This window comes from Actinophytocola sp. (assembly GCF_035942955.1).
In the GTDB taxonomy this organism is placed as follows: Bacteria; Actinomycetota; Actinomycetes; order Mycobacteriales; family Pseudonocardiaceae; genus DASYTH01.
The window spans coordinates 1-12,965 of the sequence record NZ_DASZCQ010000123.1; the positions used below are offsets into that span (position 1 = coordinate 1).

Annotated in this window: 14 protein-coding genes, 1 tRNA gene and 1 other RNA gene; 5 read left to right on the forward strand and 11 right to left on the reverse strand. The window is 68.7% G+C overall.

What is annotated here, in order from left to right:
• The 4 genes from VGX25_RS12000 to ffs form a co-directional block, all read right to left on the reverse strand.
• On the reverse strand, positions 1–1,678 hold a 1,678-nt coding region (locus tag VGX25_RS12000), incomplete at its 3' end, for a DNA polymerase III subunit gamma and tau (protein WP_326917742.1).
• Between the two features lie 20 nt (positions 1,679–1,698).
• Positions 1,699–2,130: a type II toxin-antitoxin system VapC family toxin gene (locus VGX25_RS12005; RefSeq protein WP_326917743.1), complete on the reverse strand. Its 432-nt coding sequence runs from the start codon at positions 2,128–2,130 to the stop codon at positions 1,699–1,701.
• Positions 2,096–2,422: a type II toxin-antitoxin system Phd/YefM family antitoxin gene (locus VGX25_RS12010; protein ID WP_326917744.1), complete on the reverse strand. Its 327-nt coding sequence runs from the start codon at positions 2,420–2,422 to the stop codon at positions 2,096–2,098. Before VGX25_RS12010 ends, VGX25_RS12005 begins: the two co-directional genes overlap by 35 nt.
• Before the next feature lie 44 nt (positions 2,423–2,466).
• Positions 2,467–2,561: signal recognition particle sRNA small type (gene ffs / locus VGX25_RS12015), an RNA gene on the reverse strand.
• Positions 2,562–2,644: 83 nt separating this feature from the next.
• Between ffs and VGX25_RS12020 the strand changes: the two genes are divergently transcribed.
• Positions 2,645–3,166, forward strand: a complete 522-nt coding sequence (locus tag VGX25_RS12020) for a hypothetical protein (RefSeq protein ID WP_326917745.1) — start codon at positions 2,645–2,647, stop codon at positions 3,164–3,166.
• On the forward strand, positions 3,166–4,599 hold the full coding sequence (locus tag VGX25_RS12025) for an alpha-amylase family protein (RefSeq protein WP_326917746.1): 1,434 nt from the start codon (positions 3,166–3,168) through the stop codon (positions 4,597–4,599). The genes VGX25_RS12020 and VGX25_RS12025 overlap by 1 nt, the downstream gene beginning before the upstream one ends.
• Here the strand turns inward: VGX25_RS12025 and VGX25_RS12030 are convergent, their stop codons facing one another.
• The 3 genes from VGX25_RS12030 to VGX25_RS12040 all read right to left on the reverse strand — a co-directional run bounded on the left by VGX25_RS12030 (position 4,600) and on the right by VGX25_RS12040 (position 6,995).
• Positions 4,600–5,343 (reverse strand): haloacid dehalogenase type II, encoded by a 744-nt coding sequence (locus tag VGX25_RS12030; RefSeq protein ID WP_326917747.1) that lies wholly within the window; start codon positions 5,341–5,343, stop codon positions 4,600–4,602.
• A gap of 41 nt (positions 5,344–5,384) precedes the next feature.
• Positions 5,385–5,615, reverse strand: coding sequence for a hypothetical protein (locus VGX25_RS12035; protein ID WP_326917748.1), 231 nt, complete (start codon positions 5,613–5,615; stop codon positions 5,385–5,387).
• 156 nt (positions 5,616–5,771) lie between these two features.
• Positions 5,772–6,995 (reverse strand): MFS transporter, encoded by a 1,224-nt coding sequence (locus tag VGX25_RS12040; RefSeq protein ID WP_326917749.1) that lies wholly within the window; start codon positions 6,993–6,995, stop codon positions 5,772–5,774.
• Here VGX25_RS12040 and VGX25_RS12045 point away from each other — a divergent pair.
• Entirely contained in the window at positions 6,969–7,283 is a 315-nt protein-coding gene (locus VGX25_RS12045) for a helix-turn-helix transcriptional regulator (protein WP_326917750.1), read from the forward strand. The two genes, VGX25_RS12040 and VGX25_RS12045, sit on opposite strands and share 27 nt — an antisense overlap.
• Here VGX25_RS12045 and VGX25_RS12050 read toward each other — a convergent pair.
• From VGX25_RS12050 to VGX25_RS12065, 4 genes are read right to left on the reverse strand one after another with little or no spacing between them, the layout of a single operon-like run.
• Positions 7,264–7,971: a YqcI/YcgG family protein gene (locus VGX25_RS12050; protein ID WP_326917751.1), complete on the reverse strand. Its 708-nt coding sequence runs from the start codon at positions 7,969–7,971 to the stop codon at positions 7,264–7,266. The two genes, VGX25_RS12045 and VGX25_RS12050, sit on opposite strands and share 20 nt — an antisense overlap.
• Complete coding sequence (locus tag VGX25_RS12055; protein WP_326917752.1) at positions 7,968–8,567, reverse strand: HD domain-containing protein; 600 nt, start codon at positions 8,565–8,567, stop codon at positions 7,968–7,970. The genes VGX25_RS12050 and VGX25_RS12055 overlap by 4 nt, the downstream gene beginning before the upstream one ends.
• 15 nt (positions 8,568–8,582) lie before the next feature.
• Positions 8,583–10,340: a hypothetical protein gene (locus VGX25_RS12060; RefSeq protein WP_326917753.1), complete on the reverse strand. Its 1,758-nt coding sequence runs from the start codon at positions 10,338–10,340 to the stop codon at positions 8,583–8,585.
• Entirely contained in the window at positions 10,337–11,026 is a 690-nt protein-coding gene (locus VGX25_RS12065; protein WP_326917754.1) for a hypothetical protein, read from the reverse strand. Before VGX25_RS12065 ends, VGX25_RS12060 begins: the two co-directional genes overlap by 4 nt.
• Before the next feature lie 445 nt (positions 11,027–11,471).
• On the opposite strand from VGX25_RS12065, the gene VGX25_RS12070 reads away from it, so the two are divergent.
• Together VGX25_RS12070 and VGX25_RS12075 are read left to right on the forward strand one after the other, a co-directional pair.
• Positions 11,472–12,668, forward strand: a complete 1,197-nt coding sequence (locus VGX25_RS12070) for an acyltransferase (RefSeq protein WP_326917755.1) — start codon at positions 11,472–11,474, stop codon at positions 12,666–12,668.
• 70 nt (positions 12,669–12,738) lie between these two features.
• Positions 12,739–12,829 (forward strand) — tRNA-Ser (locus VGX25_RS12075).
• The last annotated feature ends 136 nt before the right edge of the window (positions 12,830–12,965 follow it).

Genomic DNA, 12,965 nt, shown 5'->3' on the forward strand with positions numbered 1-12,965 from the left:
CCGGCGCGGCGGGCGGTGGGTTCGGCGGTTCTGGCCGGCGGGCCGGGGCCGCGGGTGCGGACGCCGGGGGTGGTCCGCCGTCGGCGTGGATGACGCGGACCTGCCAGGTGCCGCCGAGCACCGAGCGCAGCGCGGCGGCAAGGGCGTCGACGTTGCGGGGCTCGGCCAGCCGGCGGGCGAGCGGCGCGGCCGTGTGCGAGATGACCACCGTGTCGCCCTCGATGGCGTGCACGGTCGCGTTGGTGAGCATCGCCTCGGTGCTGCGGCTGTTCTTGCGCACCACGGTCAGCAGCTCGGACCAGACCCGGCGGATCGCGGCCGCGTCCATGCCGCCCGGCGAGGCCGGCGCCGCTACCGGAGCTGGCTGGGCGGGCGGCTCGGCGGGCTCGGGCTCGGGCGGTGGTGCCGGCGCTGCCGCCGGCTTGGCCTTCGCCGGAGCCGAAGCCGGAGTGGGCTCGGGCCGCGCGGTGGCGCGGGGCGGCTCCGGTTCGGCAGCGCCGGGCGCCACCGCGACCCGCCGCTCCATCCGCTCGAGCCGTTGCAGCACGGCGGAATCCGCCGCCGCGTCGCCGGAGACCGCGGAGGGCAGCAGCATCCGCGCGCACAGCAGCTCGAGCAGCAGCCGGGGCGCCGTCGCCCCGCGCATCTCGACAAGTCCATTGTGGACAATCTCGGCGAACCGGGTCAGCGCGGCCGGGCCGAGCCGCTGGGCCTGCGCGGACATCCGGTCCAGCTCGTCACCGGGAGCGTTGACCAGCCCGCGCGCCGCGGCGTCCGGGACCGCCCGCAGCAGCACCAGGTCGCGTAGCCGGTCGAGCAGATCGGCGGCGAACCGGCGCGGGTCGTGGCCGGCCTCGACCAGCCGGTCGACCGTGCCGAACACGGCCGCGGCGTCCGCCGCGGCAAGCCCGTCGACCAGGTCGTCGATCAGCGCGACGTCGGTGACGCCGAGCAGCGCCACGGCTCGTTCATAGGTGACGCCCTCCGGCCCGGCGCCGGCGAGCAGCTGGTCGAGCACCGACTGGGTGTCCCGGGCGGAACCGCCGCCAGCCCGGATGACCAGCGGGAACACCGCGGGCTCCACGGTGGCGCCCTCGGCCGCGCAGTTGCGCTCGAGCAGCTCGCGCATGGCGCCCGGCGGGATCAGCCGAAACGGGTAGTGGTGCGTGCGGGACCGGATGGTGGGCAGCACCTTGTCCGGCTCTGTGGTGGCGAAGATGAAGACCAGGTGCTCGGGCGGCTCCTCAACGATCTTCAGCAGGGCGTTGAAGCCCTGCGTGGTGACCATGTGCGCCTCGTCGATGATGAACACCCGGTAACGCGAGCTCGCCGGCGCGTAGAAGGCCCGGTCGCGCAGCTCGCGGGCGTCGTCCACGCCGCCGTGGCTGGCCGCGTCCAGCTCGACCACGTCGACGCTGCCCGGGCCCTCGGGCGCGAGCGCGATGCAGGACTCGCAGGTGCCGCAGGGATCCGGCGTCGGCCCCTCGGCGCAGTTGAGCGAGCGGGCCAGAATCCTTGCGCTGGAAGTCTTTCCGCAGCCCCGCGGCCCGGAGAACAGGTACGCGTGGTTGACCCGCTTGGCCGCCAACGCGGTCCGCAACGGCTCGGTGACGTGTTCCTGCCCAACAACCTCAGCGAAGGTGGCCGGGCGATACTTGCGATACAGGGCGAGCGCCACGCCGCGACCCTACCCTCCGCCTACGACACCAGCCGCACCCACGCCAGCCGGTCCTCCACGGCCTTGACCAGCTTAGCGTCCAGGGTCCAGAACTCGAGCCCGAGACGTTCGGCCAACGCCAGGTAGTAGGCGTCATAGGCGGCTGGCAGCCCGTACTCGGCAGCAAGCTGGAACGCCCGCATATGCAAGAGGCCGTCGTTGTGCAGCTCAATCGGCAGCTTCAAGGCCTTGATCAATGCCCGGCTGGCTTCCTGATCGCCAAGGGCGCCTGCCTTTCGCAGCTGGTGCAGTCCGTTGACAATCTCGTAGCGCCACAGGGCAGGAGCGTGCAGAGTCACCCGCGCATCCGTCCACTCCCGCCACAGATCCTTGATCGCAGGCGTAGGGGTATCGGTGCTGACGAAGCGGAGGACGACGTTAGCGTCCAAGCAGGTCTCCGAGTAGCTGCTCATCACGCTCCTCCCGCCCAGCCCTGATCACCTCGGCGGCGTCGAAGTCCTTGAGCCGACCGGCCTTCCTTGCCTCAGCCAGGTAGGCCCAGTGCTCTTCCATCTCTTCCATGAATCCCTCCCATGGGTCCCGCTTCTGCTGCTGATGGCGTTTCCATTCCTCGATGGAGAGGATCACCGCCGCCAGCCGGCCGCCGCGCTGGACGTAGACGATGTCGAGGTTCTGCACGACGGAGTCCAGGACCTCACCGAAGTGGACGCGGGCCTCGGTGGCGCTGATCGTTCGTTCGGCCATGAGATCTCCCATCAATCGATCGATGGATTGATGGTAGCACGGCCAAAAAGGGACCTCGTGCACCCGTCAGAGCTCGCTTATCCTTGCTGCCTTCCGGCCCTGGGGAGGTTCACGAGATGGACGCCGCACGAGGTCCGGTCTCAGTGTAGCGAGCGGATCGGGCACCCCACCCGCCGGGAAGGTTGACACGGTCGATACTTTGAGGGCTGGTTCAGTTACTCAGTGCTTCGAAGTTCCGGAGACGACACCATGCAGCGGGCCGCCTTTCCCGAGCTGCACGGCCGGCCACGCCCGCGGCGCCATCGGCGACAGGCCGAGCCCGATCGGGTCCTGATCGGACTGAAGATCGCCACGTTTCTCGCCGCGGCCGGGCTGATCGGCGTGATCATCCTGCTGGCCTCCGCCGGTGGCAACGGCGCGGCCGGCCGGGTGCCGGCCCAGCAGCGGATCGGGTCCGGCGATGACGCCCGGCCGAATGAGCCGGCGCCGACGACGCCACCGACCGTGATCGAGCCGCCGGCGATGCGCACCGAGACGTCGTACATCGCCGGGACGCCGCCACCGCCACCGCCACCGCCACCGAAGCGTCCCCGGCCGCCGACCACCTCACCCGACCCGCAGTTCGCGGTCATCGGCGAGCGCTGCCCGCAGCGGGGAATGTTCTACTTCACGAAGGACCGCCAGCCGGTGATGTGCTACTCCCCCACTCCGAACGAACCGCCCACCTGGCGCCCGGTGTTCTGATGCGCGGCCGGTTGATCACGCTGAGCCTGGTCGCGGCCACCGCGGCGCTGTCGGTCCCGATCCCCGCGGCGGCCACCCCGCCCGGTCCCCGGGACGTGATCGTCCAGCTGTTCCAGTGGAACTGGGCGTCGGTCGCCCGGGAGTGCCGGGACTTCCTCGGCCCGCGTGGCTACGGCGGCGTGCAGATCTCGCCGCCACAGGAGCACGTCGTGCTGCCCGGCAGCGGCTATCCGTGGTGGCAGGACTACCAGCCGGCGAGCTACCGGCTGGACAACACCCGCCGGGGTGACCGCGCCGCGTTCGCCAACATGATCAATACGTGCCACGCGGCCGGCGTCAAGGTGTACGCCGACGCGGTGATCAACCACATGGCCGGCGGCGGCAGCGGCGGCCCCGGCAGCGCCGGATCGTCCTATTCGCACTACGACTATCCGGGGATCTACCAGACGCAGGACTTCCATCACTGCGGCCGCAACGGCACCGACGACATCGTGAACTACGGCGACCGCTACGAGGTGCAGAACTGCGAGCTGGTCGATCTCGCCGACCTGGCGACGGAGTCGGACTACGTGCGCGGCCGGATCGCCGGCTACCTCAACGCGCTGATCTCTCTCGGCGTGGACGGCTTCCGACTCGACGCGTCCAAGCACATGCCCGCCGCCGACATCGCGGCGATCAAGGCCCGGCTCAGCGCGCCGGTGTACCTGTACCAGGAGGTCATCTTCGGCGCCGGGGAGCCGATCACGCCGGAGGAGTACACCGGCAGCGGCGACGTGCTGGAGTTCCGGTACGGCCGGGACATCGCCAAGATCTTCAACACCGAGCGGCTGGCGTTCCTGCGGACGTTCGGCTCGCCGCTGCCCGGCGACAAGGCCGTGGTGTTCACCGACAACCACGACACGCAGCGCGGCGGCGGCGTGCTCACCTTCCGCGACAACGGCCGCTACGCCCTGGCCAACGCGTTCATGCTGGCCTGGCCGTACGGCTCGCCGAAGGTGATGTCCAGCTACGAGTACACCTCCAACGACCAGGGGCCGCCGGCCGACGGGAGCGGCCGCACCACCGACACGACGTGCTTTGCCAACCGGTGGCGCTGCGAGCACCGCTGGCAGGTGATCGCGAACATGGTGGCGTTCCACAACTCGGTGCGCGGCACGCCCGTGGTCCACTGGTGGGACAACGGAAACGACACGATCGCATTCGGCCGCGGCGACCGGGGCTACCTGATCCTCAACGACGAGAGCGTCCCGGTCACCGGCCGGTGGTTTGCGACCGCCCTGCCGCCCGGTGTCTACTGCGACGTCGTGCACGGCGACTTCACGCAGGGCAACTGCACCGGCCCCCGTTACACGGTCAACTCCGGCGGCTGGTTCCAGGCCGACATCGCCGCCCACGACGGCCTGGCCCTGCACGCCGGCGCGCGGATCTCCTGATCAGCAGCCGAGCGCGGCGGCCAGCTCGGTGAGGTCGCCGACGGACAGGTCGGCGTGGGCGTCGGCGGCGCGATCCGCCTTGCCGTGCGGGCCTTTCTCACGTGGACGTTCGACGAACGCGGTGCGCAGGCCGGCGTTGCGGGCGCCGGTGAGATCCCAGATGTGCGCGGCGACCATCAGCACCTCGTGCGGCTGGACGTCCAGCAGCCCCGCGACGGTCAGGTACACCTCGGGATCTGGCTTGTAGTGCCTGGCCAACTCGGCGGAGATGATGCAGTCGAACGGCAGGCGTGCAGCCTTGACCAGGTTGGTGAGCAGGGCGAACCCGCCGTTGGACACGGCCGCGACGGTGTACCGGGTGCGCAGCCTCGCGATGCCCTCGACCGCGTCGGGCCAGGCCGGCAGCCGGTGCCAGGCGCGGACCAGCTCGGCGCGGTCGGCCTCGGCGAAGGCGGCGCCGATCCCGCGCTCGACGAGCAGCTCGTCCAGGGACCGCCGGTGCAGCTCGTCGAGGATGGTCCAGGGCAGGTCGCCGCGGCGCACCAGGTCCATCGACGGGATGTACCGCTCGCGCCACGCGCCGGCGAACTCGCCGCCGTCCAGCTCGATTCCGCGCGCCGCGGCCAGCCGGGCCACCTGGTCGGCCACGCCGGTGTACCAGTCGACCGTGGTGCCGAAGATGTCGAATGCCAGGACCTTGACGTCCACACCGCTCCCTTCCGTGTGGCCGAAGGTGGCCTTCATCCGTTCGAACCTCGGCGAAGGCCACCTTCAGCCGAACGCCGTTAGGCGCTCACCAGACTGATCCGCCGCAGTTCGGGGTCGATCGTCTCGATCCGCGCCCGCACCGACTCACCCGGCCGCAGCCTGGCGCCCTTGAGCAGGCCCGGAATGCCGCCGGCCGCCTCGACCAGACTGCCGAGGAAGGGCAGCGCCTTGGTCACCGTCACCGCCACCGTGTCGCCAACCCGGTGCTGTGCAACGAATCCGTCCCACGGAGTGCTCTCGCGAGTCATGTGATCACCTCCTCTCCGTTCAGACTTCGCGAGTCCGCGGAGAGGGCGGGCTTCGGGCCCGCGCCCGGATCACTCGGTCGTCGGGCGACCAATCCGTGCGTGGCGTGGCGCCGGCCCGATAGTCACGACGCGATCATAGCCGGAGTTCGGGCGCGCTCAAGGGCCACGAGCACGGCGAGCGCCGCGATGACCGCGCCGATCGGGGCCAGCCAGAACGGTCCGGCCGCGGCCAGCGCCACGCCGCCGAGCGCGGAACCGAGGCTGGCGCCGGCGTAGATCGCCGAGCCGTTCAGGCCGAGCGCCACCGTCGGCGCGTCCGGCGCGAGCGTGAACAACCGGTGCTGCTGCGGAACCATGAGCATGCCGTTGAGCGCACCGGAGATCACCGAGGACACCAGCAGCACGGCAAGCACGAGCACGGAGGCGTCCAGGACGGAGCATGATCGCCGTGCCGATCAGCGAGATCAGCCGAACCCGTTGCGGCCCAATGCGATCCGTCCAGCGTCCGGCGAGGTTGTTGCCGAGCACCGAACCGATGCCGGAGCACAGCAGCACCCACGAGATGGTCGCCCCACCGGCCGACGGCGCCGCGACGACCGGAAGGTAGACGAACATCGTGAAGGTGGCCGTCATGCCCAGCACGGTGATGGCCAGCACCCGGGCCACCGGTGGGCGGACCAGCACCGCGAGCCGGGCGCGCAACCCCGCCTGCGGCACCGTCACCCGGTGCAGCAGGCCGATCGAGACCGCGACCAGCAGGCCGAGCCCGGCGATTCCCCACATGACCCCGCGCCAGCCGATCCACTGGCCGACGAACACCCCGATCGGCACGCCGAGCACGCTGGACACCGAGATGCCGGCGGCGACGAGGGCGAGCGCCCGGCCCCGCTTGTCCGCCGCCGCCGACGCGCCCGCCACCACGAACGCGTTGGACTGGAACGCCGCCGCGCCGATCGCCGCCACCACGCGCGCCACGGCCAGCACCGCGAACGTCGTGCCTACCGCCTGCCCCACCATTCCGAGCACGAACATCGCCATGCCGCCGGCAAGCAGGATGCGCCGGTCCCAGTTCCCGGTGCACGCGGCGAGCAGCGGCGAGCCGATCGCGTAGGTCACCGCGAAGATCGTGGTGAGCTGCCCCGCGGTGGACACCGACACCCGAAGGTCCGCGGCAATCGTCGGCAGCAGTCCATTGAGGACGAACAGGTCGGTGCCGACGGTGAACACGCCGACCGCGAGGATGGTCAGCACCCCGGTGAGCGGCAGATCCTTCGATGACCGTCGAAGTATCACCCGGCCCATGGTGGCGTATGATTTGATCGTTGTCAAAGCATTTAAACGAAGAGGACCGCCATGGCACGCCAGCTCCCGCAGCCGCACCGTGACGACATCGACCTCGTCACGGTGCTGCAGGCGCTGGCCGACCCGGTGCGCCTTGAGCTCATCCGCACCATCGCGCGCGAAGGCGATCCTCGTCCCTGCTCCGTCGACTGCTACGACGTCGACGTCAAGGCCGCCACCCTCTCCCACCACTGGCGCGTCCTGCGCGAGGCCGGCGTCACCACCACCACCGTCGACGGCCGCCGCCGCTGGGTCACCCTGCGCACCGACGACCTCCACACCCGCTTCCCCGGTCTCCTCGACGCCGTCACGGCCGATCCCGCATGACCGGGTCGCGCGCGCGCCCCGGCTCCGTGGGGTAGTAGTCCGGCGGACACTCCCACCAGCGGACCGGCTTGCCGCCCGATTCGTAGGGAAAGACGTAAAGGTGGGCCTCGACCCGGGTGTCGATCAGCTCACCCGGGTACGGCCGTCCGGCGTCGGCGAACCGCCGCCTGATGGCCACCTTCACGTCGTGCCGGCTCGGGTTCACCCCACAGAAGTCGAAGGACTCCTCCGGCTGAGCGAACACGACGATGCGGTCGCCCCGGGGTAGGTGCTTCGAGTGACCGGGGCCGTACGCGGGTGCGAAGAGGTTCATGAAGAGGCGATGTCCGGCGAACGAGAACTGCCACTCCGGCCGGTCAATCCCCTGTTCGTGAAGATCGGATTCCTGGCCATCGATACGCATAAGGCCATAAATCAGCCATGCGAAAATCCGGGTACATCCCTCGGGTGACGCAGCATCACCCGGACGTGTCCGAAGCTCGGCGGCAAAACCGTGCAGCCGTAACCGTTGATAATCATCGCAGAACGCGTATAGGTGGTCTGCGATCAACCGGAGGTTCCCATTCGGGGATCGAACTTGATCCCAAGCCGGCGCCACCCGCACGCGCGCCATTCGGGCGAAGGGGCACATGGTCGACGATCTCAACCATTCCCACGTCGCCTGCCAGTCAAGACGACCGGCCGTCATTGAGCGCGCGACTCCGCCCAATCACCGGCGGTGAGCCGGTTTCTCGCCGCAAGGTGCCATTCATGCGGATCGGACGTCTGGATCTCGTCGAACATGAGCCGGGCCGACTTCGTGTGGAGCCGCCGACGGACCGCCTGCCTCGTCGGGGCCAGCACGGCAGGGAGCCGCGCCCCGCGATCGTGCTGTTCCCGCAGCTCGAAGTCGCAGTCGAGGCTATCGGCATCCCGAACAACCTGTGACTCCAACGTTTTCTTCAATGTCCACTCGCGCCAGATGTCCTGTAGCTCCGGTCCGGCCGTGGTGTCCACCAGTGCATCCGTCAACGCATGGTCCTCAAGGCGGACCGTATTCATCCGGTGGATGTAGTTGACATCACCCGTTCGGGTCTCTGGTACGTCATGCAGTAGCGCCATGAGCACACACCGACCAACGTCGGCGCCTTCCCGAGATGCCAGGATCAGGGAGATCCATGCGACCCGGAAGCTGTGCTCGGCCACATTGGACAGATCGAGGCCACCGAACTGTCGCCAGGTCCTCGCCAGATGCCTTAGGGTGCCAATCTCGAAGATCAATGGAACATCTCGGCGACCACTCATGGCGCGACAATACAACTAATCACTAATTTGCTCAATGACGGACACGCCGACGGCGGCCGCAGCGGCTGCCGCGTACCAATGCCACACATCGTTTTTGAACGCGTCACTGTAGTCACTCAACCCCCGTACCAGGAAGTATTGTCGGCTTGCCGCCCACGCCGCCTCGGCGACGCCCGCGCCTTCCATGTCCACGGCCAGCGCACCGCTCACGGCGCCGATTCGATCACGCTCGTTCGCATCTCGCACAAGTGGGTTGCCCGAGGCAATGACGCCGCGGAAGATCCGCGTTTCGCCGGAAACGCCGCCGCGGCGAACAACTCGTCGCGCCGGGCTGTACAGGACGTCAGCGGCGGCCGGGGGCCGGGTGAACCGGCCATCCCGGTCTTCGATCCTTTTGAGCCGCGCCCGCAGGGCGTCGGCGGGATCACGAGAGGCCGCCAGCCGATCGAGTGCGCCCGTCAACCGGGAGGACGGGGGCGGCAGGCCGCCCCGTGGTAACCGGGTTCCACCCGAAAGCGTGACGTGGTCGGTATGCCACACACCGATCCGGTCCGACACGACGACATCGCCGAGGGCGACGTTCTTGTCGGGCACATCGGGCCGCGGAACCGCTCCGGCAATGCCGACCAGCAGGACATCCCGAACCGTGGGAAAGGCCTTGATCATCGACGTGGTCGCCAAGGCGGCCGACGGGTTCGTCATCCGCAGTTGCTTCATCAGCACGACGTCGACGTGCGGTGGATCGCGACGCACCCGGGACAGCACCCGGCCGCACACGTATGCGTGCGGGTCCTGGCCGATCGGCACCACGGCCACGTCCTCGAGTTGCAGGAGGACTGCTCGGAACTCCTCCTCCAGCACCGTCACGATGCCGATGCCGGGCCGGTAGGTCCGCTGCGCCACCGCGGCTGCGCGCGGTTCCACCTTGCCCCGGCTCGGCGCGGTGATGGCGCCGCGAATCCGGTCGACACCCGCGAGGAAGAGCACTTCATCGGGCGCGTCGAGCAACGCGGTGAGCTCGTGCCGGACCACGGTCTCCAGTGCCCGAGCGTAGGAGATCGAATCCGGGTGCGTCGGCAGCGGGAAGGGGCTTGCCAGTCGCACGAGGTCGGTGACCACTCCCGCGCCGAGCGACAGCATGTACCTCTCGACGTAGGAGCTCTCGATCAGCCGGGTCACGTAGGGGCTGACCGTGCGGACATTGCCGGACCACAGCTTCGCCAGGATGTCCTCGGCGTGGCCCGGGATGAACGCCAGCCCGCCCAACTCGTCCGGAACCCGCTCCCAGGCTCGCTCCAACGACCGGCTAAGGTCCAGCTCACCGAGTGGATCCACGTCGTTGAGCAGGTCGTCGGCGCGGAGCCGACCGAGCCACCGCGACTCGAGGTGCCGCCGCATCCGGCCCGCTCGCCTCCAATATCCGACGTTGGAGTCGATTGCCTTGAGATAGGCCGTGCCGAGCGCGAGCGGAGATTTCGCGTGATACTGCGCGATCTTTCCCTCTCGATGCTCCTCGAGGCTGGTATCTCCCGCCGTCAGCCACACCCGGCCCATTGCCGAGGACATCGGATGCGTCAGGAGAATGTGCCTCGCCAGCTCCGATTCGAAGAACGATGACGCGGGAACGTACACCCGCTCGGCAAGAGACAGGGAGATCCGGAAAGCCCGGCGCGCTTCCTCGACAACGCTCTCCCATGAGTGTGCGTTTCGAGCGGCCCGCTGCCCGTGATATGCGTCCATGAAGTGCAGATACAGGCGTCGGGTCGGGTTCATGGCAGGACGCGGAACTCGTACGCGAAGTGTCGGTGACCGCCCAGGGTCCGATAGGTGTGCATCTGACACAGGCTCAGCCCGGCGTCGATGGCCCAGCCGAGCCATGACTCCAGCCGCCGAGCGATAAATGGATACGGACGCCCGGTGCAGCTGTCGATCTTGGGAAGCCGGACCGTGTCACCGGCCAGGAACTGCCGCAGCCGGCCGGCCGCCGCGGCATCCTCAGCCACGTCCGGCAGGACGACAACCAGCGAGTCGTCCGCCGTCACCGAAGCGAAGACCGCGCGAAGCTCGTCGTCTTCGAGCTCGAGTGCCGTATACGACAGGATGTGCAATCGCCGCTCGCCCGGCCGGGCCGGGCTGGACCTGCGGGCCCATTCTCCGATCGAGGCGTGCACGACCTCGACCCGCCCACCACGAAACCGGCGTCGCATGTATTCAACCGCTTCGACGTCATGATCCACGGCAATGAACCGTGCCGTCCGCAGCGCGGCACCATGCGAATCTAGCAGAGCAGCGGGCACATAACCTGACTTAGCGCCAAGATCGATTATTGTCATCGGCCGGACGCGCTCGACCAGAGTCCGCAGCGTCGGCAGAACAAACGCCTGCCGTACCTCGTCATGGTTGCAACGGCGATTCCACAGGTCCAGGTCTGACGTGGGGGCCGTGCCGGCATGATCCATTCGGTTGTCATCTTCACCTCAGGGCGGAGGTAGCAATCATATGTCAACCGCCCAATTGTCCATACGGTTGCCAACTCCGGGCCTTACCGACCGTGGATGGAAATATTCTATCGCTCGGCGGCCGGCCGAGCTGATCGGCTAACCGTGCGATCATGGCCTACCGATGATCCAAAGGGGGGTTTCTTCAGCGGGCCGGTGCCGACGTGCGGCCGCTGTCGCGGAACTGACGCCATGGATTGCGACCCGTCGAGCATCGCCGCCTCGGCGCGGAACCGGTCCTCGGGGCAGTCGAAGTCGAACGGCTTGCCGGTGAGCAGCCCGTGCGTTGGCGGCAGGCCACCGGCGCGAACCGCAGTTTCGGAGATGCGGGGCGGGGTGCTCGCGAGCCATGGTCAGCGTCTCCGGACCGCGTGATCACCGCACGATCAAAGAAGGTGCGTCGTCCATGGCCGAGTTATCGAAGCACGTCGAGGGCCGTTCGCTGCCGTTGCGGCTGCCGACGCTGACCGGGGCGCGGTTCGTCGCCGCGGCGTCGGTGTTCTTCTTCCATGCCCTCTGGCAGGGATTTTTCGCGTCGCAGAACGCCGCGGGCAAGGCCGAGTCGGTCTTCAAGCAGGGCGGCTGGGCCGGGGTCAGCTTCTTCTTCATCCTCAGCGGGTTCGTGCTGACCTGGGCGGCGCACACCGCCGACCGCACGGCGGCGTTCTACCGGCGGCGCCTGTTCAAGATCTACCCCAACCACCTCGTCACCGGGGTCGTGGCGCTGCTGCTACTGGTGCTCGTGGCGAACCAGGCGGTCAAGCCGGGCACCGCGCTGATGAACCTGCTGCTGATCCAGGCCTGGTCGCCCGACTGGATGGTCCGCAACAGCCTCAACGCCCCGGCCTGGTCGCTGTCCTGCGAGTTGCTGTTCTATGCCGCGTTCCCGCTACTTTTCGCGCTGGTCAAACGGATCCGGCCGGAACGGCTCTGGGCATGGGCCACCGGGGTGGCCGCGGTCGCGATCATCGGTGTTCCCGTCGTCGCCACGCGGCTGCCGCACGAGACGATCCTCCCGGTGATCGGCCTGTCCGAGGCGCAGTTCTGGTTCGTCATGCAGTTCCCGCCGGTGCGGGCGCTGGAGTTCGTGCTCGGGATGCTGCTGGCCCGGATCGTGATCACCGGCCGCCGGCTGCCGGTCGGCTTCGGCGGAGCGGTGGCCCTGACCGTCGCCGCCTACGCCCTCGCACCGATGTTCCCGCAGGTCTTCACCATCACCGCCATCACACTGATCCCGCTCGCCCTGGTCGTCGCGACCGGCGCCGCGGCCGACGTGCGGAACCGGCGGAGCTGGTTGTCCAGCAAGATCATGGTCAAGCTAGGCGAGCTCTCCTTCGCCTTCTACCTGTGGCACCTCATCGTCCTGACCTACGGCGACCTCTGGCTGGGCGACAAGGCATACCCCACGCCCGTCGCGATCGCCGTGGTCGCGCTCCTGTTCGCCATCTCGCTGGCGCTGTCCTACCTCCTGTTCACCCTCGTCGAGAACCCGATCATGCGAACCTGGTCGAGGCCCCACCGCAAGCACCCGGTCCTGGAATCGGTCCCCACCGGCCCCGAAGCCGGGTCGGACGGGCCGGAGGAGACCAGGCAGGCCTCCTGACCGCCGTCCCCACACCCGTACCTACCAGCCGTTTTGGCTGGTCAGGGCCACTTCCGGTACGCTGCCCGGCGGAGGATTCGCCTAGTGGCCTAGGGCGCACGATTGGAAATCGTGTTGGGGTTGATAGCCCCTCACGGGTTCAAATCCCGTATCCTCCGCCACCTGAGCAGCACAAACGCCGGTCACCACGATCGCCAGGTGACCGGCGTTGTCGTTCTCGGACCGGCCAGGGGCTCAGTTTGGGGCTCAGTTGCCCCCCGGGTCGTGCAAACCCGGTCCGCTCGCCCTGTTCATCCG